This window comes from Pelagovum pacificum (assembly GCF_016134045.1).
In the GTDB taxonomy this organism is placed as follows: domain Bacteria; phylum Pseudomonadota; class Alphaproteobacteria; order Rhodobacterales; family Rhodobacteraceae; genus Oceanicola; species Oceanicola pacificus_A.
The window spans coordinates 791997-816568 of record NZ_CP065915.1; the positions used below are offsets into that span (position 1 = coordinate 791997).

Consider the following 24572-nt stretch of genomic DNA (forward strand, 5'->3'; position numbering starts at 1 on the left):
TGCCGCGACCTTAGCCGGGAGGTGTGGACAGGCTCAACTCAGCTCGTTGCCGGAAGGGACGACGTGGCGCCGCGTCCGGGGGATTTCAGCAACAGTGCCAAGAGGATGAGCAGCGCCAGCGGTCCGCACATCAGCGACAGCAGGCCGACATCCGGCAGACGGAACTGAGTGAAGGGCGACAACAGGACCAGCAGCACCAAGCCGGACATCAGCGCGCGTGCCGGAGGCATCCGGCAGAGGAGCGCCGGCGCCAGCAAAAGCGGCAAGATGGCGTAGTGCGACCAGCCAATGGGTGAGGCGAGGATCAGGAGGATCGACAGCGCGATGGCGAGCCGGACGGTCCGATCCTCCGCAGGCCAGCTTGCGGCGCAGCGCAGCAGAAGGGCGATCCCGCCGAGCAGCAGGCACAATCCGACGAGACCGGCCCAGGCCGGGGCCGGGAGGATTTCGAACCCCTGTCCGGGATTGGCGCCATCGGTCAGCGCGACGAGAAGCGGAAGCAGGCTGTAGTTCGCCGCCGTCACCATCAGGTTGGCGCGGGCGCGGGACAGCTGCTCGAGAAAGGACAGGTGCAGCTCCGGTCCGGCGATCCCGAGGCTGAGCGCGGCGAGGCCGATCGTCGTCGCAATGGTGACAAGCGCTGCGCGGCGGTCGCCGTTCAGCAGGAAGACGAGGCAGAAGACGAGTGGCGTCAGCTTGATCGCCGCCGCCACACCGAGCGCGAGTCCAGCCATGATGGGCCATCCCGCCTGGTGGCGTTCGAGCGCCAGAAGTATCAGCGCGACGACGGTCAGCGTGGGCTGCGCATGCCAGAGCGCCGTCATCCCCGGCATCGTCAGCGACAGCACGACCAGGTTGGCGAGGAGCCAGAGCGTCAGAGGCCAGCGGCCGCGTCCACCGAGCCGCCACGCAAGCACGGCGCCGCCGAGGATCAGGACCGTCTGCACGATACGGGCGGCGGCGAAGAATGCCTCGGGCGTCGAAGCCGCGGCGGCCGGTGACAACAGCGCCGCCCAGAGCGGCGGGTAGACAAAGGCCACGGTCGGCATGCCGGGGCTCCCGGCCTCGGCAAGCAGGGCGGCGACCGCCGGATCGGGGTTTGGCCCGAAAAAGCGCTCCGGCGCGGCATAGACCAATTGATCCAGCCCTTCGCCGTAGGCGCGCGCCGCGACGTAGACGGCGGACAGGTCGACCGCCCACCCGCCGAACCAACGGATGAGCAGCACGAGCGCCGCCGCCAGCAGAAGGATGCTGACCGCGACGTCGATCCGGTCGGTGAAGCCCCGTTGTCCCATGCGCGCATGGGTCGCCCACGATCCGGGCGGTTCTGCGGCAGGTCTCAGGTCTTGTAGAGATAATCCCGCGTCAGTGGCACCGCGGTCTTGTCGTGCGACAGCTGGAACTGGAACACGCCGAGGCGCTCCAGCCGGAAGCTCTCTTCTGCCGCGACGAGGTAGTAGCGCCACATCCGGAAAAACCGTTCATCATAGAGCGCGAGCGCCTCGTCGCGCCGGGCGAGGAAGCGGTCGTGCCAGTGCCGCAGCGTCCGGGCGTAGTGAATCCGCCAGACCTCGACATCGTCGACGGTAAGGTCGGCGGCTTCGATCGCGCGGACGGTCTCGGACATGGCAGGGATGTAGCCGCCGGGGAAGATGTACTTGCGGATCCACGTCGAGGTGGCGCGTGGCGGCGCGGAGGAGCCGATCGTGTGGATCAGCGCGACGCCGTGCGGCGCGAGCAGCTTCGCCACCTTGTCGAAATAGGTTCGGAACTGCGCGGCTCCGACATGCTCGAACATGCCGACGGAGACGATGCGGTCGAACGGTCCCTCGACGTTGCGATAATCCTCGAGCCGGATGTCGATCCGGTCGGCGAGGCCGGCGGCCTCCGCGCGCTCGGTCGCGATCCGGTGCTGCTCCTCCGACAGGGTCACGCCGACCACCGAGGCGCCATAGTCGCGGGCCAGCGTCAGCGCCATCCCGCCCCAGCCGCAGCCGATGTCGAGCACCCGCTCCCCCGGCCGGATCAGCAGCTTCTTCGCGATATGCTGCTTCTTCGCCTCCTGCGCGTCCTCGAGGCTCATCTCGGGGTCGGGGAAGTAGCCGCAGGAATACTGGCGGTCCGAGTCCAGGAAGAGGTCGTAGAGCTCTCCCGACAGGTCGTAGTGATGCTGCACGTTTCGGCGCGAGGACGAGACCCGGTTGTGGGCGAAGAAGCGCTGGATCGGCATCAACATCTTCTGCAGCGCCATCATCACCGCCGGGGAATGCCCGTGCCGACGATTGTCGAGCGCCAGACGTATCAGCGGACGGGGATCGTCGCCCGGCAGGACGATCCTGCCCTCCATGAACCCCTCGCCGAGCGCGAGGTCGGGCGTGTAGAGCAGGCGGCGCACCGTGCCGGGATCGTTGATCTCGGACTTGACGGGCGTTGCGTCGTCTTCCCCGTAGCGACGGGTCGTGCCGTCGGGAAAGGTCACTTCGAGCGCGCCGCGCCGGACGAGACGGGCGAGGGCTTTGTCTAGAGCGGAATTCCACATGACGAACAACGGCATATCGGATCGTTAAGAAAAGTTAACGTAACCGTCAGTTCGCGCTCGTCCAGCCCCTTTGACCGGATAAAACGGTTCAGTCCTGCACAGTACGGGGGCCATCTCCGCCCACCTCGGCGGCCGCTGGGCTGGCAAGCCGGGTTGACTTGCCCCGCGCGACTTGGTCAATCGGCGCGGAACATGAACCCGGAGTTTCTGATGCACATCTATCGCACGCACACCTGCGCTGGCCTGTCGAGCGCCAACGTGGGCGAGACCGTCCGCCTCTCGGGCTGGGTCCACCGCGTCCGGGACCACGGGGGCATCCTCTTCATAGACCTGCGTGACCATTACGGCGTGACGCAGGTGCTCTGCGATCCCGACAGCGCCGCCTTCGCCGAGGTCGAGAAGGTGCGCTCCGAATGGTGCATCCGCATCGACGGCGAAGTGAAGGCCCGCGACGCGGAACTGGTGAATTCCAAGATCCCGACCGGCGAGATCGAGGTCTTCGTGCGCGACATCGAGGTGCTCGGCGCCGCGAAGGAGCTGCCGCTCATCGTCTTCGGCGACCAGGAGTACCCGGAGGAGACGCGGCTTCGGTATCGCTACCTCGACCTGCGCCGCGAGGTGATGCAGAAGAACATGACACTCCGCTCCGACGTCGTCGCTTCCATGCGCAAGCGGATGTGGGACCAGGAATTCCGCGAGTACCAGACGCCGATCATCACGGCCTCCTCGCCCGAGGGGGCGCGCGACTTCCTCGTGCCGTCCCGCCTGCACCCCGGCAAGTTCTACGCGCTGCCGCAGGCGCCGCAGCAGTTCAAGCAGCTGATCATGGTGTCGGGCTTCGACAAGTATTTCCAGATCGCGCCCTGCTTCCGCGACGAAGACCCGCGCGCCGACCGCTCGCCCACCGATTTCTACCAGCTCGACCTCGAGATGAGCTTCGTCGAACAGCAGGACGTGTTCGACACGATTCAGCCGGTGATCCAGGGCGTGTTCGAGGAATTCGGCGGCGGCCGGAAGGTCGACACCGAGTGGCCGCAGATCTCCTACAAGGACGCGGCTCTCTGGTACGGCACCGACAAGCCGGACCTGCGCAACCCGATCAAGATGGACGTGGTGTCCGAGCATTTTGCCGGCTCCGGCTTCGCGATCTTCGCCAAACTGCTGGAACAGGACGGCACCGAGATCCGCGCCATTCCCGCGCCGGGCGGCGGCAGCCGGAAGTTCTGTGACCGGATGAATGCCTTTGCCCAGAAGGAAGGCCTGCCGGGGATGGGCTACATCTTCTGGCGCGATGCGAACGGCGAGATGGAAGCCGCCGGCCCGCTGGCCAAGAACATCGGCCCGGAGCGGACCGAGGCGATCCGCCAGCAGCTCGACCTCGGGGTGGGCGATGCGGCCTTCTTCCTCGGCGGCAAGCCGGCGAGCTTCGAGCGCGTGGCCGGCAAGGCCCGCGACGTGATCGGCGACGAGCTGGAGCTAACGGATAAGGACCGCTTTGCCTTCTGCTGGATCGTCGACTTCCCGATGTACGAGGCGGACGAGGAATCGGGCGACATCGACTTCTCGCACAACCCGTTCTCGATGCCGCAGGGCGGTCTCGAGGCGCTGGAGGGCAATCCGCTCGACGTGCTCGGCTTCCAGTACGACCTTGCCTGCAACGGCTACGAGCTGATCTCGGGCGCGATCCGGAACCACAAGCTCGACGTGATGATCAAGGCGTTCGAGCTGGCGGGCTACGACGAGGCGGAAGTGCGCAAGCGCTTCGGTGGCATGGTCAACGCGTTCCAGTATGGTGCCCCGCCGCACGGCGGCTGCGCGGTCGGGATCGACCGCTGCGTCATGCTGCTGGCGGACGAGGACAATATCCGCGAAGTCATCATGTTCCCGATGAACCAGCGGGCCGAGGACCTGATGATGGGCGCACCGTCTGAGCCGACGAACGAGCAGCTGCGCGAACTGCGCCTGCGGGTTTTGCCACCCGAGAGCTGAGAAAGGCATGGGTTTCTCAACCCATCCTTCAGGCCGGATCATCCTGATCCACGGAGCGTCGAGCGCCGGCAAGTCGACCCTTGCCGGCGGCGTGCTGTTCTTGTTGCGGGTCGGCACCGACCGCCTGCTCGTGGCCATGCGGTCGCTCCGCCTTCTTCGAGGGATGAGAGCTAATCCGCCTGTCGCCGTCCGCTGCGTCTGATCGGCGGCAACCGGATCGTTCCATCGCGCGTTAAGAGGCATCTGCAACGGAGGCTATCATGCGCAAGCTCGTGAAGTGGTTCGCCCTCTACAAGCTGGCACAGCAGGTGCTGCGCCATCGCCGTCAGCCCGCCGACCGGGTCGAGCCCCGGCCCGCGCGTCCGGCTGAACCACACTACTGAACCAGACGATCGAACGAAGAAGGCCGCACCCCATCGGGTGCGGCCTTTGGCATTTCCGCGTCGCGGTCGGTCAGTCCGACAGGTTGCTCAGCACGCCTTCGAGCTCACGAACCAGCTCATCCGCGTCGGGTTCGACGGGATCGACCGTTATTTCGGTGTCGCTGGCCGCGACGTTGTCACTCGCGGCGACGTTCTCCACCGGCTCCAACGTGGTTTCCGCCACCGGGTCCTCGGCCACCAGAACCGGCTCGGACTCGACCTCCGGCGGCTCGGAGGGTTCGATGATGCCGCCCTCGATCACCTCGGCCTGAACCGGGGGAAGGATGTCCTTCTCGTAGAGATAGACTTTCGTGTTGATCGGCACGCGCGGGTAGAGATCGACGATCTGCTCGTCTACCAGCCGCGCGCAGCCGTTGGAGACGTCCTGCCGGATCGTCTCCGGCTTGTCGGTGCCGTGGATACGCAGATACGTGTCGCCGCGTCCTTCCTGGAACAGGTAGAGCGCCCGCGCGCCGAGCGGGTTGCCCGGGCCGCCCGGCATGCCGTCGGCGTACTGGGCGTACTGGTCAGGGTTGCGCTCGATCATGTCGGGGGTCGGTGTCCAGGACGGCCAGCGCTTCTTCGCGCCGACATAGAAGATCCCCGGCTCGTAAAGCTCGTCCCGGCCGACACCGACGTAATAGCGGATTGCCTCGGTCTCCGAGGTGACGAGGTAGAGCGAGTAATCGTCGGGGACCATGTGGATTTCGCCGACGGGCAGGGGCTTCAGCAGACGCATCCGCCGCGGCCAGAGTTCGGGCGGCAGAGCCGCGAGGTTGTCGTCCTGAGCCCGCAGCATGCTGGGGCCGAGGGCCAGACCGGCCGCGGCGGTTGCGAGAAATTGGCGTCTGCTGTTCATTAACCTGTCTCCTTCTGTCCGTGCCTGAAAGGCATGAACGCGCGTAATCTTATACGGTTTCGTCGCATTGCACCCGTCACATGATTGTGGCCAATTGTGCGGAGTCTCCGGGACTCGGGAGGTTCCTCATGTATGACGCCGTCGTTCTGCCCGCACTTCAGGCAATGAACCGGGCGGGCCACCTGCTCGACGTGGTGGATGCCACGGGCCGGGCAAATAACTTGCTGTCGGCCAAGCTGGCCCCTGACATGTTCGACTTCTCTATGCAAATTCGGATGGTGCCCGACTTCGCGTTGCGCGCCACCTTTCCGCTCACCGGACGGGCAGTGCCAGAGCTTGGCCACGGGCACGACATGGCCGCGCTGCGCGCCCGTCTGGAGGAGAGCGACGCCCTCGTCCGCGGCCTGACAGAAGCTGATTTCGATGGCGGGGCGGATCGGATCATCCGCCACCGGGCCGGGGACGCGGAGCTCGAGCAGACGGGGCGCGACTACTTGCAGCGGTTCGCGCTGCCGAACCTGTGGTTTCACCTGTCGATGGCCTTCGCAATCCTGCGCATCGCCCACGTCCCGGTGGGCAAGGGGGATTTCGACGGCCTGCACAGCTATGCCCCCGGCTTCAGTTTCGTTTCATGACATCGCTCGCCGACTGGACCCCGCCACCGCTACCGACCCGAACCGCGATGGCAGGGCGCTACGTGACGCTCGAACCGCTTGCTGCGGACCATGTCCCGGGCCTCTACGAGGCATTCAGCGAAGATACGTCCAACGCGATGTGGCACTACCTGCCGACAGGACCATATGCCGACGAGGCGGCGCTCGCGGCGTGGGTCGAGGGCGCCCGCCTGCAACACGACCCGGTCTTCTACGCGATCCGAATGGCGGACGGGCGGCTCGGCGGGATCATCAGTTACCTGCGCATCACGCCGGTTGTGGGCTCGATCGAGGCCGGCTGGCTGACTTTTGCCCCACGCCTTCAGCGCACGCGCGCGGCGTCGGAGGCCGTGATGCTGCTGGTGCGCTGGGCCTTCGAGGCGGGTTATCGCCGGTTCGAGTGGAAGTGCGACGCCGGCAACGCACCCTCGCGGGCGGCGGCGGAGCGGTTCGGCCTGTCCTACGAGGGGGTGTTCCGGCAGGCCGCGGTCGTGAAGGGCCGCAACCGCGACACGGCCTGGTTCGCTGCGATCGACGGGGAATGGCCGGCCCTTCGCGCGGCCTACGACGCGTGGCTCGATCCGTCGAACTTCGACGAGGCGGGGCGGCAGATCGTGTCGCTGCGCGACCTGACCGGGCCGATCCTCGTCGCGCGGGACCCGGCAGGCTGATGCTTGGGCCCCTGAGGGATGCGGGGTTCGACGTGCTTGCCCGCAACCACGCAGAGGCGATCCTCGCCCATGATTTCGCGACTGAAACCGCAGAGCTGTTCGATGCCCTGACCCGCTATCGGATCTCGCTGGCCGAACTCGTCTCGGGCGGAGGCGGCGAGAGCGGCCAGACCCAACGCCTGCGCCGCACGCTGGCGGACCGGGACTGGGCCAAGCACAAGTTCAGCGTCCAGACCATCGTCGACGGGCAGGAGCGCGAAGCGGTGAGCCACGAGGTCGACCATGTCCGCTTCGGCCCGGCGGGGACGCTCGCGCTCGAGATCGAATGGAACAACAAGGACCCGTTCTTCGACCGTGACCTGGAGAATTTCCAGCGGCTGCACGCGATGTCGGCGATCTCGGTCGGCATCATCGTCACGCGGGGCAGCTCGATGCAGGAGGTGCTGTTCGACCGGGTGCGGGACTGGCTGGACGGGCAGGGGCTTCGCGAGGAGGCCGATCTCGAGAGGCTCGGGATCGGGACGCGGACGGCAGCCCAGAGGCGCAACGTCGCGACGCAGGTCGCGCGAGGGGTGCCTTTCGGTGAGGCCTTCAGCCGGAACTTCGTGACCAGCAAGTTCGGGATCGCGACGACCCACTGGGCAAAGCTCGAGGATCGGGTACGGCGGGGCGTCGGCAATCCCTGTCCATTGCTTCTGATCGGGCTGCCCGAGTCGATCCTGGACGGGTAGGGGGCGCGCCATCGACGACACCCGGTTCGCGATCTCCCAAGGCGGTCCGGCACTTCGAAACGCCCGACTGCAGTAGTGACTTGAGGACCCTCTCGACGGGGCCGGCAGGCGCTTAGACGCGCCTTCTACTCCGCGGCGACGGAGGAGTTGTAGGCGTAGGTCTTCCAGCCGGGCTTGTAGTCGGCATCCGCCTGGTTGCCCCAGACGGTCCAGCCCTCACGCACACCGCGGCCGAAAAGCTCTAGGTAGGGACCCCAGGAACATTCCTCGATCAGCTTGTATTGCTCGTCGGGCTTTCGGGAATGTTCGCGTTTGCGGGTCTGCATCATGTTCACCTGACGCCGGCCGGGGGGCAGGGTGCGGGCATTCTTGCCCTTGGTGCCGAACAACATGAGCTCCGTCACGTTGCGAAAGTAGAACCCGACGCCGCGGCCGTCCGAGCCGCCGTCCTTGCGGACCTTGTGCCAGACGATGTTCGACTTGTACTCGAACCCCCATGCAGACAGCACGCGCAGCCCTTCGGGCAGCAACGCGTTCGGCACCCAGAGGTAGCAATGCGCCCGGTCTTCCAGATGGTCGGCGACCGGCAGGGCGCAGATCTCGTCCAGAGTCATCGTCGGATAGCGCGACAGCCGCTTGTGTTCGGGCGCGACCTTCCCGGTACGGTTGGTGAACCGCCACGGCGGATCGGCCATCACCGTCGAGAATCTGTCCCCGTTGAGGAACTGCTGCAAATGTTGCGAAGCGTCGGCGCTCATATCCAACATATTGGAGGAATCCTCCGCCCCTGTCATGCGAACATTTATAGAACATAGCGTGGGGCGGCGAAGTTTGGCAAGGGGCAGGCGGCACCGAACTGTCTCCGTTTGTGGAGAACTTTCGACAATTTTTCCGGGGTGCGCCCTGATCGCCGGGCGGAGCACCTTCGGGGCGCTCGATCAGCCCTCCCTCCGGTCGGGCGGCGTTCAGGGGGCTGTCTGCCCCCTCTGGGCCTGCGGCCCATTCACCCCCGAGAAATATTTGAAGCCCAAAGAAGACCGGGGAGGCGCGTCGTCTCCCGCTCTTTCGCCGTGAAAGAGCGGGCAAAGAGAAAGGCCGGCCGCAGCGGGGCGACCGGCCTTTCGGAACTGTCGGAAATGCCGGCCTCAGTGGGCGGCGATCAGGCCCATGCTCTCGAGCTTGAGGACGACCTGGTGGGCGCAGTTGTCGACATCGGTGCCCTCGGTCTCGAGCCGGATTTCCGGGTTCTCGGGAACGTCGTAGGGGTCGGAGATGCCGGTGAACTCCTTGATCTTGCCTTCGCGGGCAAGCTTGTAGAGGCCCTTGCGGTCACGTTTCTCGCATTCCTCGATCGTCGTCGCGACGTGGACCTCGACGAAGGCGCCGAAGGCCTCGATGTCCTCGCGCACCGCGCGGCGGGTCGCCTGGTAGGGGGCGATCGGCGCGCAGATGGCGATGCCGCCGTTCTTGGTGATCTCGGAAGCGACGTAGCCGATCCGTCGGATGTTGAGGTCCCTGTGCTCTTTCGAGAAGCCGAGCTCGGAGGACAGGTTCTTGCGGACGATGTCACCGTCGAGCAGCGTCACCGGGCGGCCGCCCATCTCCATCAGCTTGACCATCAGCGCGTTCGCGATCGTCGATTTGCCGGAGCCGGAGAAGCCGGTGAAGAACACGGTGAAGCCCTGCTGGGACCGCGGCGGACGGGTCTTGCGCAGTTCGGACACCACTTCGGGGAAGGAGAACCACTCGGGGATCTCGAGGCCCTCGGCGAGGCGGCGCCGCAGCTCGGTGCCGGAGATGTTGAGGATGGTGACGTTGTCCTTGTCCTCGATCTCGTCGTTCGGCTCGTACTGGGCGCGTTCCTGCACGTAGACCATGTGTTTGAAGTCGACCATCTCGATGCCCATCTCTTCCTGGTGGGTCCGGAAGAGGTCCTGCGCGTCGTAGGGGCCGTAGAAATCTTCACCGGCGGAATTCTTGCCCGGACCGGCGTGGTCGCGGCCGACGATGAAGTGGGTGCAGCCGTGGTTGGCGCGGATCAGGCCGTGCCACACCGCCTCGCGCGGGCCGGCCATGCGCATCGCCAGCGGCAGCAGGGACATGGTCGTGGTCGACGAGGGGTATTTGTCCAGCACGGCCTCGTAGCAGCGCACGCGGGTGAAGTGATCGACGTCGCCCGGCTTGGTCATGCCGACGACGGGATGGATCAGCAGGTTGGCCTGCGCTTCCTTGGCGGCGCGGAACGTCAGTTCCTGGTGGGCGCGGTGCAGCGGGTTGCGCGTCTGGAACGCGACGACCCGGCGCCAGCCGAGCTTGCGGAAGGTGGCGCGCAGTTCGTTCGGCGTGTCGCGCCGGGCGCGGAAGTCGTAGTGCACGGGCTGCTGGATCCCGGTGACCGGGCCGCCGAGGTAGATCTTGCCGGCGTGGTTGTGCAGGTAGTTCACCGCCGGGTGGGCGAGGTCGTCGGCGCCGAAGACCTTCTCGGCTTCCTTGGACTTGTCCGGCGCCCAGCGGTCGGTGACCGTCATGGTGCCGAGGATCACGCCTTCCTGGTCGCGCAGCGCGATGTCCTGCCCGATCTCGATGGACTCGGCGAACTTCTCGGAAACGTCCAGCGTGATCGGCATCGGCCAGAGCGATCCGTCGGCGAGGCGCATCGTGTCGACGACGCTGTCGTAATCCTCTTCCGTGAGGAAGCCCTTGAGCGGGTTGAAGCCGCCGTTCATCAGCAGCTCGAGGTCGCAGATCTGGCGCGGGGTCAGGTCCCACGATGTCAGGTCGGCCGCCTCGACCTTCAGCTTCAGGGAACTCTCGTAGGAAACATAGAGCTCGGGGATCGGAGCAAGGTTGTTCTTCATCAATTCGGTCCTGTGTTTCAGGGGAACATGTCCACTGGTCGTGCCGGTAAGTTCAGCGTGGAGCGCGTCGTATTCAGCGAATTTCCGGGCGAGAAAACGGTCGGTCAGCCGGATCTTCTCGGCCGCGCCGCGCGAGGTGAGCGAGTAGGCGAAGCGGCGGCGCTTGTCGGGGCCGCCCCGTTCGGAAATCCGCACCAGCCCCGCGTCGGAGACGGCCCGCAAACAGGTGTTGAGCCGGCCGAGCGACACGCCCACGGCCTCCGCCGTATGCCGCTGCGATGCGTCCGGCGCGCGGTCGAGCTGGCGCAGGATGCGGAAGAGGAGGTCCTCTTCCGGCAGCTGTGTCATGGTCGAAGGCACTGGCATCTTGGCGACTCAAAGTCTGTTCACGCGTGAACGCATTGCACAGTTTGCAGGTGCAGAAAAGTCTTTCCTGTCACGGTTGGTGAATTGTCGCCGGACTGTCACGTGCGCCGGGGGTGCAGGGTTATTGTCCCCTGGCCGAGCTGGCGGGCGGTCTCGCGTCGCTTCAGGGGCTGGTTTGAACCGGCGCGCTTCGCCATTGCGTGGCGGCGTCCGGTTTCGCACTTGGCAGGGGTATGCCATGGCGGTTCAGTCGATCAGGCAGACACGCGCCAGACCCGGGCGGCATCGCGACAATCAGAGCAAGCTATGTCCCGTTGATGCCGGTTGCCATCGCCAAGCGTTGCGACTGCGGCGCCAGCCTCACCGGGAGAGGTAGAAAGCGCCAGTTGTCCATCTGGATTATTTTGCCCGTGCGGGCGTGTCCGCAGGGGGCAGCCGGGCCGGGCGCGCGATTCTCGAAGAGGATGCGCCGCCCGGACCCCTGCAGGCGATTACTCCGCCGCGCCGACCTCGGCACCGTAGCCGAGCGGCTCGGTCACGACCTCGCGCTCCGCCTCGTGGTGGTCGGCGAGGAATTTCTCGGCGTCGAGGGCAGCCATGCAGCCCATGCCGGCAGAGGTCACGGCCTGACGGTACTTGTGGTCGGTCAGGTCGCCCGCCGCGAAGACGCCGGGGACCGACGTCTCGGTCGTGCCGGGCTTCACTTTCACGTAGCCGCCCATGTGGGTTTCCAGCTGGTCCTTCACCAGTTCCGACGCCGGCGCATGGCCGATGGCGACGAACACACCTTTCGCCGGAATCTCGGTGATCTCGCCGGTCTCGACATGGCGGACCCTAACGCCCGTGACGCCGAGCGGATTGTCCTCGCCCACGACTTCCTCGAGCTGGTGATGCCACATCGGGTGGATCTTGGCGTTCTTCATCAGGCGGTCCTGCAGGATCTTCTCCGCCCGGAGCTCGTCCCGGCGGTGGATCAGCGTGACCTTGCTGGCGAAGTTCGTCAGAAACAGCGCTTCTTCGACCGCGGTGTTGCCGCCGCCGATCACAATGATCTCCTGTCCACGATAGAAGAAGCCGTCGCAGGTGGCGCAGGCGGACACGCCGAAGCCCTTGTACTTCTCTTCGGACGGCAGGCCGAGCCACTTGGCGCGGGCGCCGGTCGCGAGGATCACGGCATCGGCGGTGTAGGTGGTGCCGCTGTCGCCGATGGCGGTGAAGGGCCGCTTCGAGAAATCGACATCCGTGATGATGTCGCCGATGATCTCGGTGCCCATCGCGCGGGCATGGGCTTCCATGCGGACCATCAGGTCGGGGCCCTGCACCTCGGTGTCGCCCGGCCAGTTCTCGACCTCGGTCGTGGTGGTGAGCTGCCCGCCCGGTTCGATCCCCTGCACGAGGATCGGCTCGAGCATCGCCCGGCTCGCGTAGACGCCGGCGGTGTATCCCGCCGGGCCGGATCCGATGATCAGTACCTTGGTATGCCGCGTCTCAGCCATGCCGCGCCCCCTTTGCTGTCAGGCTCGATATAGGGACCTGTGGACATGGAGGGAACCCTCGGGCAAATACAGCGTTCGCCAGCAACGATCTTGCGCTCACGCGAAACAATATTGCGCAGCGCGCCCCGCTGGCGTATGGTTCGCAAAGAATTAGGAGCCCCCATGCCCGGACCTCGACTCGACGACATCGATCGCATGATTCTCGCGGAACTGCAGGGCAATGGCCGGATGACCAACGTCGAGCTTGCCCGCCGTGTCGGCATCTCCGCCCCGCCGTGCCTGCGCCGTGTGCGTGCGCTCGAGGAAGAGGGCTTCATCCGGGGCTACCACGCCGTCGTCGATCCGCGCGAGCTGTCGTTCGAAGTGCAGGTCTTCGTGTCCGTCGGGCTGAAGAGCCAGGCCGAGGCGGATCTTTCCGCGTTCGAGGCGCTCTGCGCCAACTGGCCGCTGGTCCGCGAATGTCACATGCTGAACGGGGAAGTCGACTTCATCCTGAAGTGCGTCGCGCCCGACCTCCGGTCGTTCCAGAGCTTCCTGACCGAGCAGCTGACCGCAGCGCCGAACGTGGCGAGCGTGAAAACCTCGCTTGTGATCCGGCAGGCGAAGAACGAGCCGGGCGTGCCGTTCGACGTGCTCGAGGAGCGGTTGAAGAAAGAGGCGTGAGGCGGCGCGGGCGCGGATGGCGTGAGGCGACAGCTGCAATCCGTGCCGACCACCTGAGCGGACACGAAACCGCAACGCCCCTCACCACCCCCAAATTTTCGCCGAAAATTTGATAGTGCGCGGGTTAAGATCGCGTGAATTTCAGATCGGAGCGGCCCGGTAATCTCCGGACCAGTCCGACCGAATTTCAGAGCAGCGGCAGGCCAGGGCCCAACGCAAAGCCACTACGCGACGCCCAGCATCTCCAGGTCCGACATCCGCAGCCGCGCATAGCGCAGCGGTCCGAAGTCCGCGAAATCGTCGAAGTGCGGGAACAGCGACATGTAGAGGCCGAGGTTCTCGCCCCTCAACGCCAGTTCGTGCAGCGTCCCGGGGTGATGGCTTTCGATCTCGACGCCACAGGCGATCAGCCGGTGATGGCCCGCGAAGCCGAGGTGATAGACCGGAACCGCGCTCATCGGCGTCAGCTCGATCAGGTTGATCCCGTCGATCATGTCGCGCGCCGGCACGAATGCCCCGTCCGCCCGCGTCAGGCGCTGGACGGCTTCCGTCCGGTGGTAGATCCGCGCCTTCGGTCCGAGCACGAGGTCCGGCATCGGCCGCGCCACGCCAAGTGCGTCGGCGGCGATGCGGGTCAGTCGCCCCATCTGCGGGGACTGGCCGCGCGCGTTTGGCACGATCGTCGTCGACCCTTTCCAGAGCAGCGGCTGAAAGCCTTCCTCCACGGTCTTCACCATGTCGCCGGGCAGCAGGTCTTCGACGGCGACCGGCCCCTGGGCGGTCGAGATCAGGGTGCCGCGCGCGAAGGCGCTGAACGCATCCTCGAAGGCCGCGATCGCGGGCGCCACGCGGACCAGTTCGCCGATGTCGCCGCTGCGGTCGAGCCACGTCACCTCGTACTTGCGCATCAGCGTGCGCTGGCGCGGTTCGGCGGGATCGGTTGCGGAGGGAAGGGTCGTGGCCTCGTCGAGGTCGGAATCCGACCGGGCGGGCAGTCGAGGGGGAATGGTCATGCGATCACCTTGCGGTTGGTCACATCTTCTGCCGGCCCCCACCGACGACGTCCGAGGACGATTACAATATCGAAGTGGAACCAGTCTCTGCCGACACGGCCCGTTGTGTCAAAATTCCAGGCTGCTCGTTCGTGTCTGGTCCGGAAATGCGGGGCAGGAGGCGCGATTGTCGCCGCTCGCGCTACCGTCCCGCCACATTCCGATTCGCTGTTTCCCGGCTCAGGCCGAGGCGATGCGGAAGACGCTGGCCTTCGGCGCGTCGGAGGAGTCGCCGCGCAGGCGGCGCTTGGCGATGAAGCTCTCGCGCCGGACGCCACGCTCCCACGGCATGGAAACCTTGGTGCGATCGGCCTCGGACCGGATACGCTCGATGACGCGGCTGACGTCCTTCATGGCTTTGTACCTTCTGCACAGGGGAGGGCGCGTCGTGCGCGCTACCACCCCAATGCAACAGTCACCGGGGGCGAAATTGCGGCGACGCTAGGACAACTTTCTGCCGATCATGGTTGACGACAGGCCCGGAGCGATCGCCGTCAGAGGCGGATCGCGGCGATCAGGCGCCCGTAATCCGCTTCCCGCTGATGCACGCTGCGACGGTAGCTGAAGAACCGTTCCGGGTCGGAATAGGTGCAGTGGCGCGTCCAGTGCGCCTCGGCCACGCCCGCTTCGCGCAGCCGGTAGAGCCCGAAGGCCGGCAGGTCGAAGTGGTAGCGGTCGCCGTCGCCCGACGCGAAGAAGCGGCCATAAGCGTTGTCCGCGTCGATGAAGGTCTCGAGGAACTCAGGTCCGACCTCGTAGGCGCGCTGACTGATGGAGGGGCCGATCGCCGCCGTGATCCGCCCCCGCTCGGCGCCGAGCGCAACCATCGCGTCGATCGTCGCCTCCAGCACGCCATCAAGCGCCCCGCGCCATCCGGCGTGGGCCGCGCCGATCACGCCGGCCTCGGCATCGGCGAACAAGACCGGCTGGCAATCGGCCGTCAGCACCGACAGCGCGATCCCCGGTGTCGCGGTGACGAGCGCGTCCGCCCGCGCGACGTCCTCCGTCGGCGCATCCACCGTGACCACGTCTGCCGAATGGACCTGGCTGACGCCCTGCAGCCGCTCCGGCGGAAGGTCGAACGACAGGGCCACCCGCGCGCGGTTGATCTTCACCGCCTCGTGCTGGTCGGAACTGCCGAACCCGCAGTTCAGCCCGCGGAATACGCCGGAGGACGCGCCGCCCGCACGGGCGAAGAAGCCGTGGCGGACCGGCGAGAGCAGGTCGGACGTGATAATGTCCAGCTTCATGTCATAAGGCCCGGAGGCGGTGCCGCGGTCGTCGGATAAATCCCCATCACCTTGAAAAGGTGACCCATCTCGGCGGGGTGGGTCAAGCGGCGGTGCGCGGCGATATGCTCGCCGAGGGCGCCGCCGCTCAACGAGGCGGCAAGCGTCCGTGCCCGGTCCGCAATGCCGAGCCGTTCGAGAAAGACCCCTTGAGGGACCGGCTCCGTGGCCGCTGCGGGGGCTGCGGCAGCGGCGATCGGGCGGAAGTCGACATGCGCCGTCAGGTCCGCTTCGCCCGGTGCCTCGAGCACCTTCACCTTCCGGTGATGCGAGATCGCCTGCAGCGTGTCGCCGGTCTGGCCCCAGTCGCCGTAGTCCACGATTAGCGCCGCGCCGCCGTGCGCCTCGATTCGCCGGCCGATCTCGGCGGCCATCGGCTCCGCGGTGGCGCAGAGCTCGACCATGTCGCCCTCCTCGGTGTCCGCCAGCCGGCCCTCGAGCGCGGCGAGCGGCGCGGGCGGGGACAGCCCGAAGGCCAGCGTGCCCTCCGTCTCTCCGATCACCCGTTCGCGCCAGCCATTCCCCTCGCGCAGGAACTGGCGGACGGGGAGGGCATCGAAGAACTCGTTGGCGATGAGGAACAGCGGCGCCTCGGGCAGGTCCGCGACATGGTCGTGCCAGTTCGCCGTGCCCAGTCGCTCCGCCTGCGCGGCGCGCATGGCGGGCGAGGTCTCCACGAGATGCAGGCGGATCGCGTCGCGGAAGCCCGGCACACCGCGCGTAGCGCGCAGGATGTCCTGCATCAGCGTGCCGCGACCCGGGCCGAGCTCCGCCAGCACGATCTCCGACGGCGCGCCCTGGTCAAGCCAGCTTTGCGCCAGCGCCAGCCCGGTGAGCTCACCGAACATCTGGCTGATCTCGGGCGCGGTGGTGAAATGCCCCCGTGCGCCGAGCGGATCAGCGCGGGTGTAGACGCCATGTTCGGGGTGCGACAGGCAATAGGCCATGTAGTCGGCCACCGTCAGCGGCCCCGTCAGCGCGATCTGCCGCAGCAGGAGATCGCGCAGCGCACTCATGCCGCCGCCGTCCCGCGCGACGCCCGCAAGCCCCACCAGATCGTCAGCAGACCGACGATCACCATTGGCAGCGACAGCAGCTGGCCCATCGACAGCCCGGCCCCGGCGAGTTGCACGACGTAACCCATCGGGTTGTCCGGCGTGATGAACTGCGGATCGGCCTGCCGGAACAGCTCCACGAACATGCGTGACAGGCCGTAGCCGGTCAGGAAGACCCCGGTCGTGACCCACGGCCGCTTCGTCCAGCGGTAGGCAAAAACGCTGACGAGCAGGATCGTGCCGAGCAGCAGCCCCTCGAGACCCGCCTCGTAGATCTGCGACGGGTGACGGGCGCAGAGCCCCTCTATGGCGGGGCAGTCCTGCGCCGCCGCGCCGGGGAAGATCACGCCCCACGGCAGGTCCGTCGGACGTCCCCACAGCTCGGCATTGATGAAGTTGGAAAGCCGGCCGAGCATCAGCCCCACAGGCGTGGCCAGCGCCAGCAGATCGGCGATCGACCCGAGCGGCGCGCGATGCTTGCGCGAGGCATAGACCACCGCTGCCACGACACCGAGGAAGCCGCCGTGGAACGCCATCCCGCCCTGCCAGATCATCGGGATCTCGAGCGGATTCTGCAGGTAGTAGTCCGGCCTGTAGAACAGCACGAATCCGAGCCGTCCGCCGACGATCACGCCGATGATGATCCACGTCAGCAGATCCTCGACCTGCGACTCCGTCATCGGCGCGGTATTGCCCGGGAACAGCTTGGGACGGCGGATCGCCGCGATCACGATGCGCCAGCCGATGAGGATGCCGGCGATATAGGCCAGCGCGTACCAACGGAGCGCGAACTCCATGCCGAAAAGGGAGACGGAGAAGACCTCGGGCCTCAGCCAGTCGGGAAAGGGAATGCCTGTCATGGCGGTTCTCGTCCTTCAGCGCGGGGCCGGTGTCAACTGCCCGCCTTGTTGGCGGGCGCGATGCGGCCCATATAGGGGGCACGCATGACCGGAGGCTGACATATGCAGACCAGAGGCAAGATCTTCGACGACATCTCGCAGCTGATGACCAACGCGATGGGCGTGGCTCAGGGAGCGCGGGAAGAGGCCGAGACGGCCTTCAAGGGCATGGTCGACCGCTGGTTGGCCGACCGCGACTTCGTCACCCGTGAGGAATTCGAGGCCGTGCGCGGCATGGCCCAGAAGGCGCGCGAAGAGAACGAGGCGCTGAAAGCCCGGCTCGACGCGCTCGAGGCGAAGTCCTCCTGACCGGCCTTCAGGCCCTGTAAACCATCGGGTCTCGATTTCGTTGACCCGGTGGCACCGATCCTCCAGAACCTCTCACGACGGGCCGGCATGACGCGGGTCCGGGCGCCGGCGCGGCCACACGGCCCGCGAAACGGACGCGGACGATCCTGAACGGTCGTCGTTTTTCCGACATTCGTCCGGCGCAGCCGGTAACCGGGGCGTTGATGCCTCCGGTGCCGACTCTCCTGCGCTATCTGGAGGGAGGTATCGTGCGATGCGTGTCCTTGTCGGGGCATGGTCCTGGAGGGGCGTTGCCCACGCTCTCGAACTGCGCCGCGAAGGTTTCGCGGTGACGCAGGCCGACACTCCTGACGACCTTCTTCTGTTGGCCGATGGCGGTGGTGCCGACGCGGTCTTGCTCTGGTCCGATGTCCCCGGCACCGCCGCCGCAGGGCTGGTTGCGCCCCTCGCCGGGCGACGCCCGGTCCTAGTGCTGGGCTGTCCCGGCGACGGAGATGAGGGTGCGGCCTGCTACGCTGCCGGTGCTTTCGCCGTGCTGGACCGCGCCGGCGCGGCCGAGGTCGCGGCCCGCCTGCGCGCGGCGGTCATGCGCAGGGCGGGTCACACGCCGCCACGTATCGCGTTCGGCGGCCTCGTCATCGACGTGATGGCGCGCACCGTCACCATCCCCGCGGGGAAGGTCCCGCTGTCTCCGCTGCAGTACCAGATGGTCGAACGGCTCGCGCTGGCCAGCGGTACGGTGGTCAGCCGGGACGCGTTGCTCGACCATCTCTACGGTGGTGAACAGGAACCGTCGCACCGGGTGCTCGACACGTTCCTGCATGACGTGCGCCGCCGCATCTGCGCGGCGGGCGGGCAGGGCTCGTTGATCGAGACGGTTCGTGGCCAGGGGTTCCGGCTCGCCAGGACCACGACCCCTGACCTGTCGCTGCTGGCCGGTTAGGCGCAGCCGCGGGGCCGACGGGTCAGATCGGAGGTACCGAGCAAACACCTGGCCCGCCAGTTACTCGCCGGCCCCGATAAGCCCGGCCGCCATCGGCCGGGCCTGCCGTTCAGAAGGACTCGATATAGGCGGCGAGGATGTCGCGCGCCGCTTCGAGGTCGGACTTGTGGATCATCTCGGTCACGGTGTGGATGTAGCGCGTGCCGACCGTGATCCCGAAGGCCTTCGCCCCGGCCGCGGCCTGCTGCGCCGCCGCACCGTCCTGCCCGCCAGCGCGAAGCATCGTGCGCTGGAAGGGGATGCCCTTGGCTTTCGCCAGCGCGTCGATCTCGGCCACCAGCCCCTTGTCGGAGATGAAGCTCCCGTCACGGATATGAAGGCCGAAGCCCTCGCCCTGCACCGTGGTGCGGTCCTGCTCCGGCACGCCGGGCGTGTCGCAGGACAGCGTGACGTCGATGCCGATCCCGATGTCGGGCCGCACCTTGAACGCCGCCGTGCGTGCACCACGCAGGCCGACTTCCTCTTGAGTTGTGAAGACCACGTGGATCTCCGCGCCGCGCTTGTCCTTCGCCGCCGCGCGGACCGCCTCGATGCCGAGCCAGCAGGCCACCCGGTTGTCGAGCGCCTTGGAGACGAACTTTTCGCCCATCTCGAGGAACGGTTCGTCCATCACGACGTAGTCGCCCACCTCGACCTTGTCTTTCGCCGCCGCGCCGAGCCCGGTGTCGATGTAGAAGTCCGCGACTTCGGGGACCTTCTTGCGATCTTCGGGGGCGGAGATGTGGATCGGTTTGCCGCCGGGGTTCATCACCGCCTTCAGGTCGCCGTCCGCCGTGCAGACCAGCACCCGGCGCGAGAACAGGTTGCGCGGGTCGAAGCCGCCGACCGGCTGCACGTAGACGAAGCCCTTGTCGGAGACGTGGTTCACGAGGAACCCGATCTCGTCCATGTGGCAGAGCATCATGACTTTCGGCGCGCCGTCCTTGTCGGCCTTGCGCACGCAGTGGAGCGAGCCCATCGCGTCGGTGCTCACCTCGTCGAAGAGCCCCTCGATCTCGGTCTCGATCAGCGCGCGGACGCGCTCCTCGTGGCCGGGCACGCCGGGGGTCTCGCAGAGTCGCTTGAGAAGATCGGTATTCATGGGAGGGGCTCCTTTCGCGCGCGATCCTGCACCGCGGGGCAGGGAGGCTCAATAGCCCCGGCCGCTTGACCCAACGGACCCGCTGTCATCGTCCCGTCATCCTGTCGTAATGCTCGCGTCGCCGGACGACCAGATCGCGGCCTGTCAGGGCCCGAAACCCCAAAATACTGTGGACATCCACAAGAAATTGCTGGACAGGGCCGCCGAACCAGTCTCACCATATGTAGTGAGGAGGCTGGCAACGCACCGCCTCCCTAGAGCAGCCATCTAGCGCTTGGGGCGCTGCCAATCTTGCCCCACGCTGGAGATACAGGAGGCCCACATGGCGCTGACCGAGCACATTTCGAGCGACGACATTCATCCCATCGACCTCGTCGAGCATATCGCCGAGCATTACGACTGGGAGTTCGATCGCATCGGCGACGACCAGATCGCGATGGCGGTCGAGGGCCAGTGGCGCACCTACTCGATCACGCTCGCCTGGTCGGCGTTCGACGAGACGCTGCGCCTGATCTGCACCTTCGAGATGGAGCCGCCCGAGCACCGCATCCCGGCGCTCTACGAAGTGCTCAACCATGCCAACGACCTCTGCTGGTCGGGCGCCTTCACCTACTGGGCCGAGCAGAAGCTGATGGTCTGGCGCTACGGCCTCGTCCTGTCGGGCGAGCAGATCGCCGGCCCCGAGCAGATCGACACGCTGATCGGCGCCGCCGTCACCTCCGCCGAGCGCTTCTACCCTGCGTTCCAACTGGTCACATGGGCCGATCGCGATCCCAAGGACGCAGTGCAGATCGCCATCGCCGAGGCCTACGGCACCGCCTGAGCGGGGAGGTGCGTCGGGGAGGTGCAGTGGTGGCCTGCCTCTGCGCTAGGCGTTAGTTTGAGAACCACTATAGGGCTCGGGGCGCAATGACCGCTTCGAGCCCTATTTGCTTGATGCAGCTCGTTGCACAAGCCGCTTTACAGGACACGTGGCCATTAAAAGAGAATCTCGTCTTCGTCCTGAGGTTCGATAGACACCCCCGAATTTTCTGTATGCTCAACGATGAACCGAGCTCGTTCGTACAACTCGTCAAAGGTGATGATTTTTGGTTGGCGCAGATTCCGGCGGAAGCCCTCGAAAGCTTGATAACGCGATGCGTTCACACCTTTTTCGGTCTTAAACTGATCGAGGCTGCCGACTACTAGAAATGATCGAGGCTGAACCGCCATCAACTCTTCCCCGGTCGGGTTGCCTTGCTCGTCGAAAAAGCGATGGTATGTGTCTAACTCATTAGTAGCGGCACGCAACGTCTCTTGGCATTGCGCCACTGCACCACTTAGTTCCGCAGAAGGTGCCCACGTGCCACGGCGGTATTCGTTCTCTTTTAAAAGTCCGGTTTCGCTTTTCTTGATTTCAACAAGGCAAAGTGCACTAACAGCGGCACGGGTCTTCATGATGCCGTCTGGAACCTTTCCCGGCCCAGCCACACTGGATCCACGGATCGTTTGTTGAAGTTTGCGCTCATCCAACCCTGTAGTGAAGATGTAGCTAAGGCCGTAGCCAAAAATCCACTGATTGCGTTCAAAGAAGTTTTGCCAAGTACTTTCCGAGATGCTCACGCCAGAATCTAGCATTTCTGAGAACGCTTTCAGCTCCTTGCGGCGATATGCGAGCGCAATCACGTCTTCGGTGGTAATCTGGCTACGTGCAAATTCGGCAACGAGTCCAGGCCGTTCTTCAAGAAGTTTGCGAGCTTCAGCGTCCGGCATGTGGACCAAACGCAAGTCAGCCTCATTCACGTTGAATTTGCCAGACTCAGGAATTTCCAAGCGCTGGATATTGTTTAGAAACTCTAACAACTTAGAAACCTGCTCGCCATATAACACGACCTGATCACCTATGGGGTTTCCGGTTTTGGTACTCCAACGCTGAATGTGAAGATGGGTAATTCTCCTCCCATCCTCGATAAACCGAGCCTGAATCTGCTGGATGCCCGTATCTGTTTCATGTAGAACGAACTCACCACCATCCTTGATAAGCTCTTTCAACGGCCCAGCCTCGAACCTTTTCCAGCCGCGCCTGTAAACGGTTTCTTTGCCGGGGTACTTGAAACCCTTCGATATATAGAGCTTATCTGGATCTCGATTTTTGGCATACTCAAATTCCTCAAAATCAATTTCTGACATGAACCATTCCGGAAATCCCGTTTGTCGCGGGCGATACAATCTTAGCGGGCAACGAAGCAAGAAAAGGATACATGCGCCACACTAGGTTTCTGTGCTGGTCAGCGATCTGACGTCGTCTGTAATGAAGCCGACTTCTAGTTTGCGTACACCAACGTCCGCTCAGCCCGCACACCCGACCTCCCCATCAACCACGGACCCGACAAGCCGGCCAAAAAGCACTCATACGTGTCGCGAACGGCCATTGCCTCCCCCCCGCACCTCGTTATCGTGACGCCGGACACGGGCAGGGGCGACAGATGGCCTATTCGGGCTGGCGCATTTTCAGGGAAGCCCTCTCGGGCAACAAGGGATGGGAGCGCGCGTGGCGCGACCCGGAGCCTAGGGCCGAGTACGACATCGTCATCATCGGCGGCGGCGGCCATGGCCTGTCGACCGCCTTCTACCTCGCCAAGGAACACGGGCTGAAGAACATCGCCGTGCTCGAGAAGGGTTATCTCGGCGGCGGCAACGTGGGCCGCAACACGACGATCGTGCGGGCCAACTACTACCTGCCGGGGAACTCGGAGTTCTATTCCCATTCGCTCAAGCTCTGGGAAGGACTCGAGGGCGAGCTGAACTACAACGTGATGCACAGCCAGCGCGGGCTCATCAACCTGTTCCACAGCGACGGGCAGCGGGACGCCTTCGTGCGGCGCGGCAACTCGATGATCAACCAGGGCGACGACGCGATCCTGCTCGACCGCGAGGGCGTGCGCGCGCATCTGCCCTACCTCGATTTCGACAATGCCCGCTTCCCGGTGCAGGGCGGTCTCTACCATCCTCGCGGCGGCACCGCCCGGCACGACGCGGTGGCCTGGGGCTATGCGCGCGGCGCCGATCAGCGTGGCGTCGACCTGATCCAGAACTGCGAGGTCACGGGCATCGACATCGAAGGCGGCAAGGTCCGGGGCGTCCAGACCACCCGCGGCGCGATCCGGGCGAAAAAGGTCGGCATCGTCACGGCGGGCCGCTCCGGCCAGGTGGCGGCGATGGCGGGGATGCGCCTGCCGATCGAGAGCCATGTGCTTCAGGCTTTCGTGACCGAAGGGCTGAAGCCGGTGATCGACCATGTCGTCAGCTTCGGCATGGGGCACTTCTACATCAGCCAGTCCGACAAGGGCGGCCTCGTCTTCGGTGGCGACCTCGATTTCTATGCCTCCTACGCGCAGCGCGGCAACCTGCCGATCGTCGAGCACGTGATGGAGGCCGCGATGACGCTGATGCCGATGATCGGCAAAGCGAAGGTGCTGCGCAGCTGGGGCGGCATCATGGACATGACCCCCGACGGATCGCCGATCATCGACAAGACGGGGATCGACGGGCTCTACATCGACTGCGGCTGGTGTTACGGCGGCTTCAAGGCCGTGCCGGCCTCCGGCTTCTGCTTCGCGCATCTGATCGCGCAGGGCCGGCCGCACAAGTCGGCCGAGAAATTCAGGCTGGACCGGTTCAACACCGGCATCGGCCTCATGGACGAGGAGGGAACCGGTGCGCAGCATAATCTCCACTAGCATCGCAGGGCTGCTCTGCGTGACGGCCGCCGCTGCCGAGACGCCCGCGGGCTGCTACGTGCGCGAGTACGACGATGTCCACATCAAGTCCCACCCCGCGCAGACGGTGAAGTGGATCCGCATCGGCTTCGACCTGCTGCCCGACTACAGCGAGACGAATGCCTACGTGATCGCCCAGTTCCTCGACCGGGGCCGCGCGGCGGAGGACGGGGTCGGGGGCATGACGCTCGACCAGTCCGCGATCTGCTGGGAATACGAGGGCACCTGGAGCTGCGGCGTCGAGTGCGACGGCGGCAGCTTCGATATCACCCGGATCGACAGGGACATCCTCGAGATCCGAACGGGCCATTTCTCCATTGGTGACACCGAAGGGTGCGGCGGGTCCACGACCCTGGCCGAGGGAGAGTACGACGAGCCCACAACCTATCGCCTCTACCGCGCCAGCGACGGCGCGTGCCGAATGCAATGACATGACAAAATACTTCCTGATCCCCACTCTCCTTCTTCTTCTGACTGCCTGCGACCAGGCCGGGTTCTCCGGCTTCGGGTTCGGCGGCGGTGCCGATCCCACCGGTTGCGACAACCCTGTGGCCTGCACGGCGTCCGCCGGTGCGGTGGCCGAACTCAACGGCATGATCGGCCCGGTCGCGCCGGGCATCGACCTGCTGCAGGTCCAGCAGGACCGCGAGACGATCGTCGCCGACATCCGCGTGCCGCTGACCCAGTCCGACCTGACGACGCTGGGCGAACCCGCGTTCCGCGCGCAGGCGGAGAACGCCTCGCGCGTTGCGATCTGCCGCAGCGTCGATGCCAACGTCCTGTTCGGCGCAGGCGTCCTGCTCCGTGTCCGCCCGCAGGGCACCGACGGCACCCAGTTCCCCGAGTTCACGCTGAATTCCTGTTCCGCCAACGTCTGAC

At 65.7% G+C, this 24572-nt stretch carries 26 protein-coding genes; 13 read left to right on the forward strand and 13 right to left on the reverse strand.

Translation table 11 applies throughout. The annotated features are described in order from the left end of the window. Positions 1-38: 38 nt before the first annotated feature. Both I8N54_RS04075 and I8N54_RS04080 read right to left on the reverse strand, forming a co-directional pair. Positions 39-1295 carry a glycosyltransferase family 87 protein gene (locus tag I8N54_RS04075; RefSeq protein WP_140193791.1) on the reverse strand — a complete coding sequence of 419 codons (1257 nt, stop codon included), beginning with the start codon at positions 1293-1295 and terminating at the stop codon, positions 39-41. 44 nt (positions 1296-1339) lie between these two features. Then, positions 1340-2554, reverse strand: coding sequence for a class I SAM-dependent methyltransferase (locus tag I8N54_RS04080; RefSeq protein WP_331459692.1), 1215 nt, complete (start codon positions 2552-2554; stop codon positions 1340-1342). 195 nt (positions 2555-2749) lie between these two features. Between I8N54_RS04080 and aspS the strand changes: the two genes are divergently transcribed. From aspS to I8N54_RS20255, 3 genes are read left to right on the forward strand one after another with little or no spacing between them, the layout of a single operon-like run. Continuing rightward, positions 2750-4528 carry an aspartate--tRNA ligase gene (aspS, locus tag I8N54_RS04085; RefSeq protein WP_140193790.1) on the forward strand — a complete coding sequence of 593 codons (1779 nt, stop codon included), beginning with the start codon at positions 2750-2752 and terminating at the stop codon, positions 4526-4528. Between the two features lie 7 nt (positions 4529-4535). Continuing rightward, positions 4536-4730, forward strand: a complete 195-nt coding sequence (locus I8N54_RS04090; protein WP_140193789.1) for a P-loop NTPase family protein — start codon at positions 4536-4538, stop codon at positions 4728-4730. Positions 4731-4788: 58 nt separating this feature from the next. After that, complete coding sequence (locus I8N54_RS20255; protein ID WP_269434063.1) at positions 4789-4911, forward strand: hypothetical protein; 123 nt, start codon at positions 4789-4791, stop codon at positions 4909-4911. 70 nt (positions 4912-4981) lie between these two features. Here I8N54_RS20255 and I8N54_RS04095 read toward each other — a convergent pair whose 3' ends face one another. Next, positions 4982-5809 (reverse strand): L,D-transpeptidase, encoded by an 828-nt coding sequence (locus I8N54_RS04095; protein ID WP_140193788.1) that lies wholly within the window; start codon positions 5807-5809, stop codon positions 4982-4984. A 128-nt stretch (positions 5810-5937) separates the two neighbouring features. Here I8N54_RS04095 and I8N54_RS04100 point away from each other — a divergent pair, with 128 nt between their 5' ends. Genes I8N54_RS04100 through I8N54_RS04110 form a run of 3 tightly spaced genes read left to right on the forward strand, consistent with a single transcriptional unit; the run spans position 5938 to position 7864 of the window. Next, positions 5938-6444: a DUF1993 domain-containing protein gene (locus I8N54_RS04100; protein ID WP_197097509.1), complete on the forward strand. Its 507-nt coding sequence runs from the start codon at positions 5938-5940 to the stop codon at positions 6442-6444. Then, on the forward strand, positions 6441-7133 hold the full coding sequence (locus I8N54_RS04105) for a GNAT family N-acetyltransferase (protein WP_140193786.1): 693 nt from the start codon (positions 6441-6443) through the stop codon (positions 7131-7133). The genes I8N54_RS04100 and I8N54_RS04105 overlap by 4 nt, the downstream gene beginning before the upstream one ends. Then, positions 7133-7864, forward strand: a complete 732-nt coding sequence (locus tag I8N54_RS04110) for a BglII/BstYI family type II restriction endonuclease (RefSeq protein WP_140193785.1) — start codon at positions 7133-7135, stop codon at positions 7862-7864. Before I8N54_RS04105 ends, I8N54_RS04110 begins: the two co-directional genes overlap by 1 nt. A gap of 125 nt (positions 7865-7989) precedes the next feature. Here I8N54_RS04110 and I8N54_RS04115 read toward each other — a convergent pair whose 3' ends face one another. From I8N54_RS04115 to trxB, 3 genes are all read right to left on the reverse strand, one after another. Next, complete coding sequence (locus I8N54_RS04115) at positions 7990-8622, reverse strand: MT-A70 family methyltransferase (RefSeq protein WP_140193784.1); 633 nt, start codon at positions 8620-8622, stop codon at positions 7990-7992. Positions 8623-9009: 387 nt separating this feature from the next. Then, positions 9010-11070: a bifunctional sulfate adenylyltransferase/adenylylsulfate kinase gene (locus I8N54_RS04120; protein WP_231592489.1), complete on the reverse strand. Its 2061-nt coding sequence runs from the start codon at positions 11068-11070 to the stop codon at positions 9010-9012. Positions 11071-11579: 509 nt separating this feature from the next. Continuing rightward, the gene (trxB, locus tag I8N54_RS04125; RefSeq protein WP_140193782.1) at positions 11580-12584 is read right to left on the reverse strand and encodes a thioredoxin-disulfide reductase; all 1005 of its coding nucleotides are present in this window, start codon (positions 12582-12584) and stop codon (positions 11580-11582) included. Between the two features lie 162 nt (positions 12585-12746). Between trxB and I8N54_RS04130 the strand changes: the two genes are divergently transcribed. Continuing rightward, positions 12747-13247: an Lrp/AsnC family transcriptional regulator gene (locus I8N54_RS04130; RefSeq protein ID WP_140193781.1), complete on the forward strand. Its 501-nt coding sequence runs from the start codon at positions 12747-12749 to the stop codon at positions 13245-13247. A 224-nt stretch (positions 13248-13471) separates the two neighbouring features. Here the strand turns inward: I8N54_RS04130 and I8N54_RS04135 are convergent, their stop codons facing one another. The 5 genes from I8N54_RS04135 to lgt form a co-directional block, all read right to left on the reverse strand. Then, positions 13472-14260 carry a Hint domain-containing protein gene (locus tag I8N54_RS04135; protein WP_231592486.1) on the reverse strand — a complete coding sequence of 263 codons (789 nt, stop codon included), beginning with the start codon at positions 14258-14260 and terminating at the stop codon, positions 13472-13474. Positions 14261-14479: 219 nt separating this feature from the next. Beyond that, complete coding sequence (locus I8N54_RS04140) at positions 14480-14653, reverse strand: hypothetical protein (protein ID WP_197097508.1); 174 nt, start codon at positions 14651-14653, stop codon at positions 14480-14482. Positions 14654-14793: 140 nt separating this feature from the next. Then, complete coding sequence (gene pgeF / locus I8N54_RS04145) at positions 14794-15549, reverse strand: peptidoglycan editing factor PgeF (RefSeq protein WP_140193780.1); 756 nt, start codon at positions 15547-15549, stop codon at positions 14794-14796. After that, positions 15546-16604: a class I SAM-dependent methyltransferase gene (locus I8N54_RS04150; protein WP_140193779.1), complete on the reverse strand. Its 1059-nt coding sequence runs from the start codon at positions 16602-16604 to the stop codon at positions 15546-15548. The genes pgeF and I8N54_RS04150 overlap by 4 nt, the downstream gene beginning before the upstream one ends. Next, entirely contained in the window at positions 16601-17503 is a 903-nt protein-coding gene (gene lgt / locus I8N54_RS04155) for a prolipoprotein diacylglyceryl transferase (protein WP_140193778.1), read from the reverse strand. Before lgt ends, I8N54_RS04150 begins: the two co-directional genes overlap by 4 nt. Positions 17504-17605: 102 nt before the next feature. On the opposite strand from lgt, the gene I8N54_RS04160 reads away from it, so the two are divergent. Together I8N54_RS04160 and I8N54_RS04165 are read left to right on the forward strand one after the other, a co-directional pair. Then, positions 17606-17851, forward strand: a complete 246-nt coding sequence (locus I8N54_RS04160; protein WP_140193777.1) for an accessory factor UbiK family protein — start codon at positions 17606-17608, stop codon at positions 17849-17851. Between the two features lie 253 nt (positions 17852-18104). Then, complete coding sequence (locus I8N54_RS04165; protein WP_140193776.1) at positions 18105-18794, forward strand: winged helix-turn-helix transcriptional regulator; 690 nt, start codon at positions 18105-18107, stop codon at positions 18792-18794. A gap of 109 nt (positions 18795-18903) precedes the next feature. On the opposite strand, the gene I8N54_RS04170 is transcribed toward I8N54_RS04165, so the two are convergent. Further along, positions 18904-19935, reverse strand: coding sequence for a M42 family metallopeptidase (locus I8N54_RS04170; protein ID WP_140193775.1), 1032 nt, complete (start codon positions 19933-19935; stop codon positions 18904-18906). A 322-nt stretch (positions 19936-20257) separates the two neighbouring features. Between I8N54_RS04170 and I8N54_RS04175 the strand changes: the two genes are divergently transcribed. Further along, positions 20258-20758, forward strand: coding sequence for a type III secretion system chaperone family protein (locus tag I8N54_RS04175; RefSeq protein WP_140193774.1), 501 nt, complete (start codon positions 20258-20260; stop codon positions 20756-20758). A 155-nt stretch (positions 20759-20913) separates the two neighbouring features. Here the strand turns inward: I8N54_RS04175 and I8N54_RS04180 are convergent, their stop codons facing one another. Beyond that, complete coding sequence (locus tag I8N54_RS04180) at positions 20914-22104, reverse strand: Shedu immune nuclease family protein (RefSeq protein WP_140193773.1); 1191 nt, start codon at positions 22102-22104, stop codon at positions 20914-20916. A gap of 296 nt (positions 22105-22400) precedes the next feature. On the opposite strand from I8N54_RS04180, the gene I8N54_RS04185 reads away from it, so the two are divergent. The 3 genes from I8N54_RS04185 to I8N54_RS04195 are packed head-to-tail and all read left to right on the forward strand — an operon-like array spanning position 22401 to position 24571. Next, complete coding sequence (locus I8N54_RS04185; protein WP_140193772.1) at positions 22401-23654, forward strand: sarcosine oxidase subunit beta family protein; 1254 nt, start codon at positions 22401-22403, stop codon at positions 23652-23654. Beyond that, complete coding sequence (locus I8N54_RS04190) at positions 23632-24123, forward strand: hypothetical protein (protein WP_140193771.1); 492 nt, start codon at positions 23632-23634, stop codon at positions 24121-24123. Before I8N54_RS04185 ends, I8N54_RS04190 begins: the two co-directional genes overlap by 23 nt. A gap of 1 nt (position 24124) precedes the next feature. After that, the gene (locus tag I8N54_RS04195) at positions 24125-24571 is read left to right on the forward strand and encodes a hypothetical protein (protein ID WP_140193770.1); all 447 of its coding nucleotides are present in this window, start codon (positions 24125-24127) and stop codon (positions 24569-24571) included. Position 24572 lies beyond the last annotated feature (1 nt).

What these genes read in the sequence shown, in the direction of transcription:
- I8N54_RS04075 (WP_140193791.1), bottom strand. Translation starts at nt 1,295, where the DNA reads ATGGGACAACGGGGCTTCACCGACCGGATCGACGTCGCGGTCAGCATC.
- I8N54_RS04080 (WP_331459692.1), bottom strand. Translation starts at nt 2,554, where the DNA reads ATGCCGTTGTTCGTCATGTGGAATTCCGCTCTAGACAAAGCCCTCGCC.
- aspS (WP_140193790.1), top strand. Translation starts at nt 2,750, where the DNA reads ATGCACATCTATCGCACGCACACCTGCGCTGGCCTGTCGAGCGCCAAC.
- I8N54_RS04090 (WP_140193789.1), top strand. Translation starts at nt 4,536, where the DNA reads ATGGGTTTCTCAACCCATCCTTCAGGCCGGATCATCCTGATCCACGGA.
- I8N54_RS20255 (WP_269434063.1), top strand. Translation starts at nt 4,789, where the DNA reads ATGCGCAAGCTCGTGAAGTGGTTCGCCCTCTACAAGCTGGCACAGCAG.
- I8N54_RS04095 (WP_140193788.1), bottom strand. Translation starts at nt 5,809, where the DNA reads ATGAACAGCAGACGCCAATTTCTCGCAACCGCCGCGGCCGGTCTGGCC.
- I8N54_RS04100 (WP_197097509.1), top strand. Translation starts at nt 5,938, where the DNA reads ATGTATGACGCCGTCGTTCTGCCCGCACTTCAGGCAATGAACCGGGCG.
- I8N54_RS04105 (WP_140193786.1), top strand. Translation starts at nt 6,441, where the DNA reads ATGACATCGCTCGCCGACTGGACCCCGCCACCGCTACCGACCCGAACC.
- I8N54_RS04110 (WP_140193785.1), top strand. Translation starts at nt 7,133, where the DNA reads ATGCTTGGGCCCCTGAGGGATGCGGGGTTCGACGTGCTTGCCCGCAAC.
- I8N54_RS04115 (WP_140193784.1), bottom strand. Translation starts at nt 8,622, where the DNA reads ATGAGCGCCGACGCTTCGCAACATTTGCAGCAGTTCCTCAACGGGGAC.
- I8N54_RS04120 (WP_231592489.1), bottom strand. Translation starts at nt 11,070, where the DNA reads ATGACACAGCTGCCGGAAGAGGACCTCCTCTTCCGCATCCTGCGCCAG.
- trxB (WP_140193782.1), bottom strand. Translation starts at nt 12,584, where the DNA reads ATGGCTGAGACGCGGCATACCAAGGTACTGATCATCGGATCCGGCCCG.
- I8N54_RS04130 (WP_140193781.1), top strand. Translation starts at nt 12,747, where the DNA reads ATGCCCGGACCTCGACTCGACGACATCGATCGCATGATTCTCGCGGAA.
- I8N54_RS04135 (WP_231592486.1), bottom strand. Translation starts at nt 14,260, where the DNA reads ATGACCATTCCCCCTCGACTGCCCGCCCGGTCGGATTCCGACCTCGAC.
- I8N54_RS04140 (WP_197097508.1), bottom strand. Translation starts at nt 14,653, where the DNA reads ATGAAGGACGTCAGCCGCGTCATCGAGCGTATCCGGTCCGAGGCCGAT.
- pgeF (WP_140193780.1), bottom strand. Translation starts at nt 15,549, where the DNA reads ATGAAGCTGGACATTATCACGTCCGACCTGCTCTCGCCGGTCCGCCAC.
- I8N54_RS04150 (WP_140193779.1), bottom strand. Translation starts at nt 16,604, where the DNA reads ATGAGTGCGCTGCGCGATCTCCTGCTGCGGCAGATCGCGCTGACGGGG.
- lgt (WP_140193778.1), bottom strand. Translation starts at nt 17,503, where the DNA reads ATGACAGGCATTCCCTTTCCCGACTGGCTGAGGCCCGAGGTCTTCTCC.
- I8N54_RS04160 (WP_140193777.1), top strand. Translation starts at nt 17,606, where the DNA reads ATGCAGACCAGAGGCAAGATCTTCGACGACATCTCGCAGCTGATGACC.
- I8N54_RS04165 (WP_140193776.1), top strand. Translation starts at nt 18,105, where the DNA reads ATGCGTGTCCTTGTCGGGGCATGGTCCTGGAGGGGCGTTGCCCACGCT.
- I8N54_RS04170 (WP_140193775.1), bottom strand. Translation starts at nt 19,935, where the DNA reads ATGAATACCGATCTTCTCAAGCGACTCTGCGAGACCCCCGGCGTGCCC.
- I8N54_RS04175 (WP_140193774.1), top strand. Translation starts at nt 20,258, where the DNA reads ATGGCGCTGACCGAGCACATTTCGAGCGACGACATTCATCCCATCGAC.
- I8N54_RS04180 (WP_140193773.1), bottom strand. Translation starts at nt 22,104, where the DNA reads ATGTCAGAAATTGATTTTGAGGAATTTGAGTATGCCAAAAATCGAGAT.
- I8N54_RS04185 (WP_140193772.1), top strand. Translation starts at nt 22,401, where the DNA reads ATGGCCTATTCGGGCTGGCGCATTTTCAGGGAAGCCCTCTCGGGCAAC.
- I8N54_RS04195 (WP_140193770.1), top strand. Translation starts at nt 24,125, where the DNA reads ATGACAAAATACTTCCTGATCCCCACTCTCCTTCTTCTTCTGACTGCC.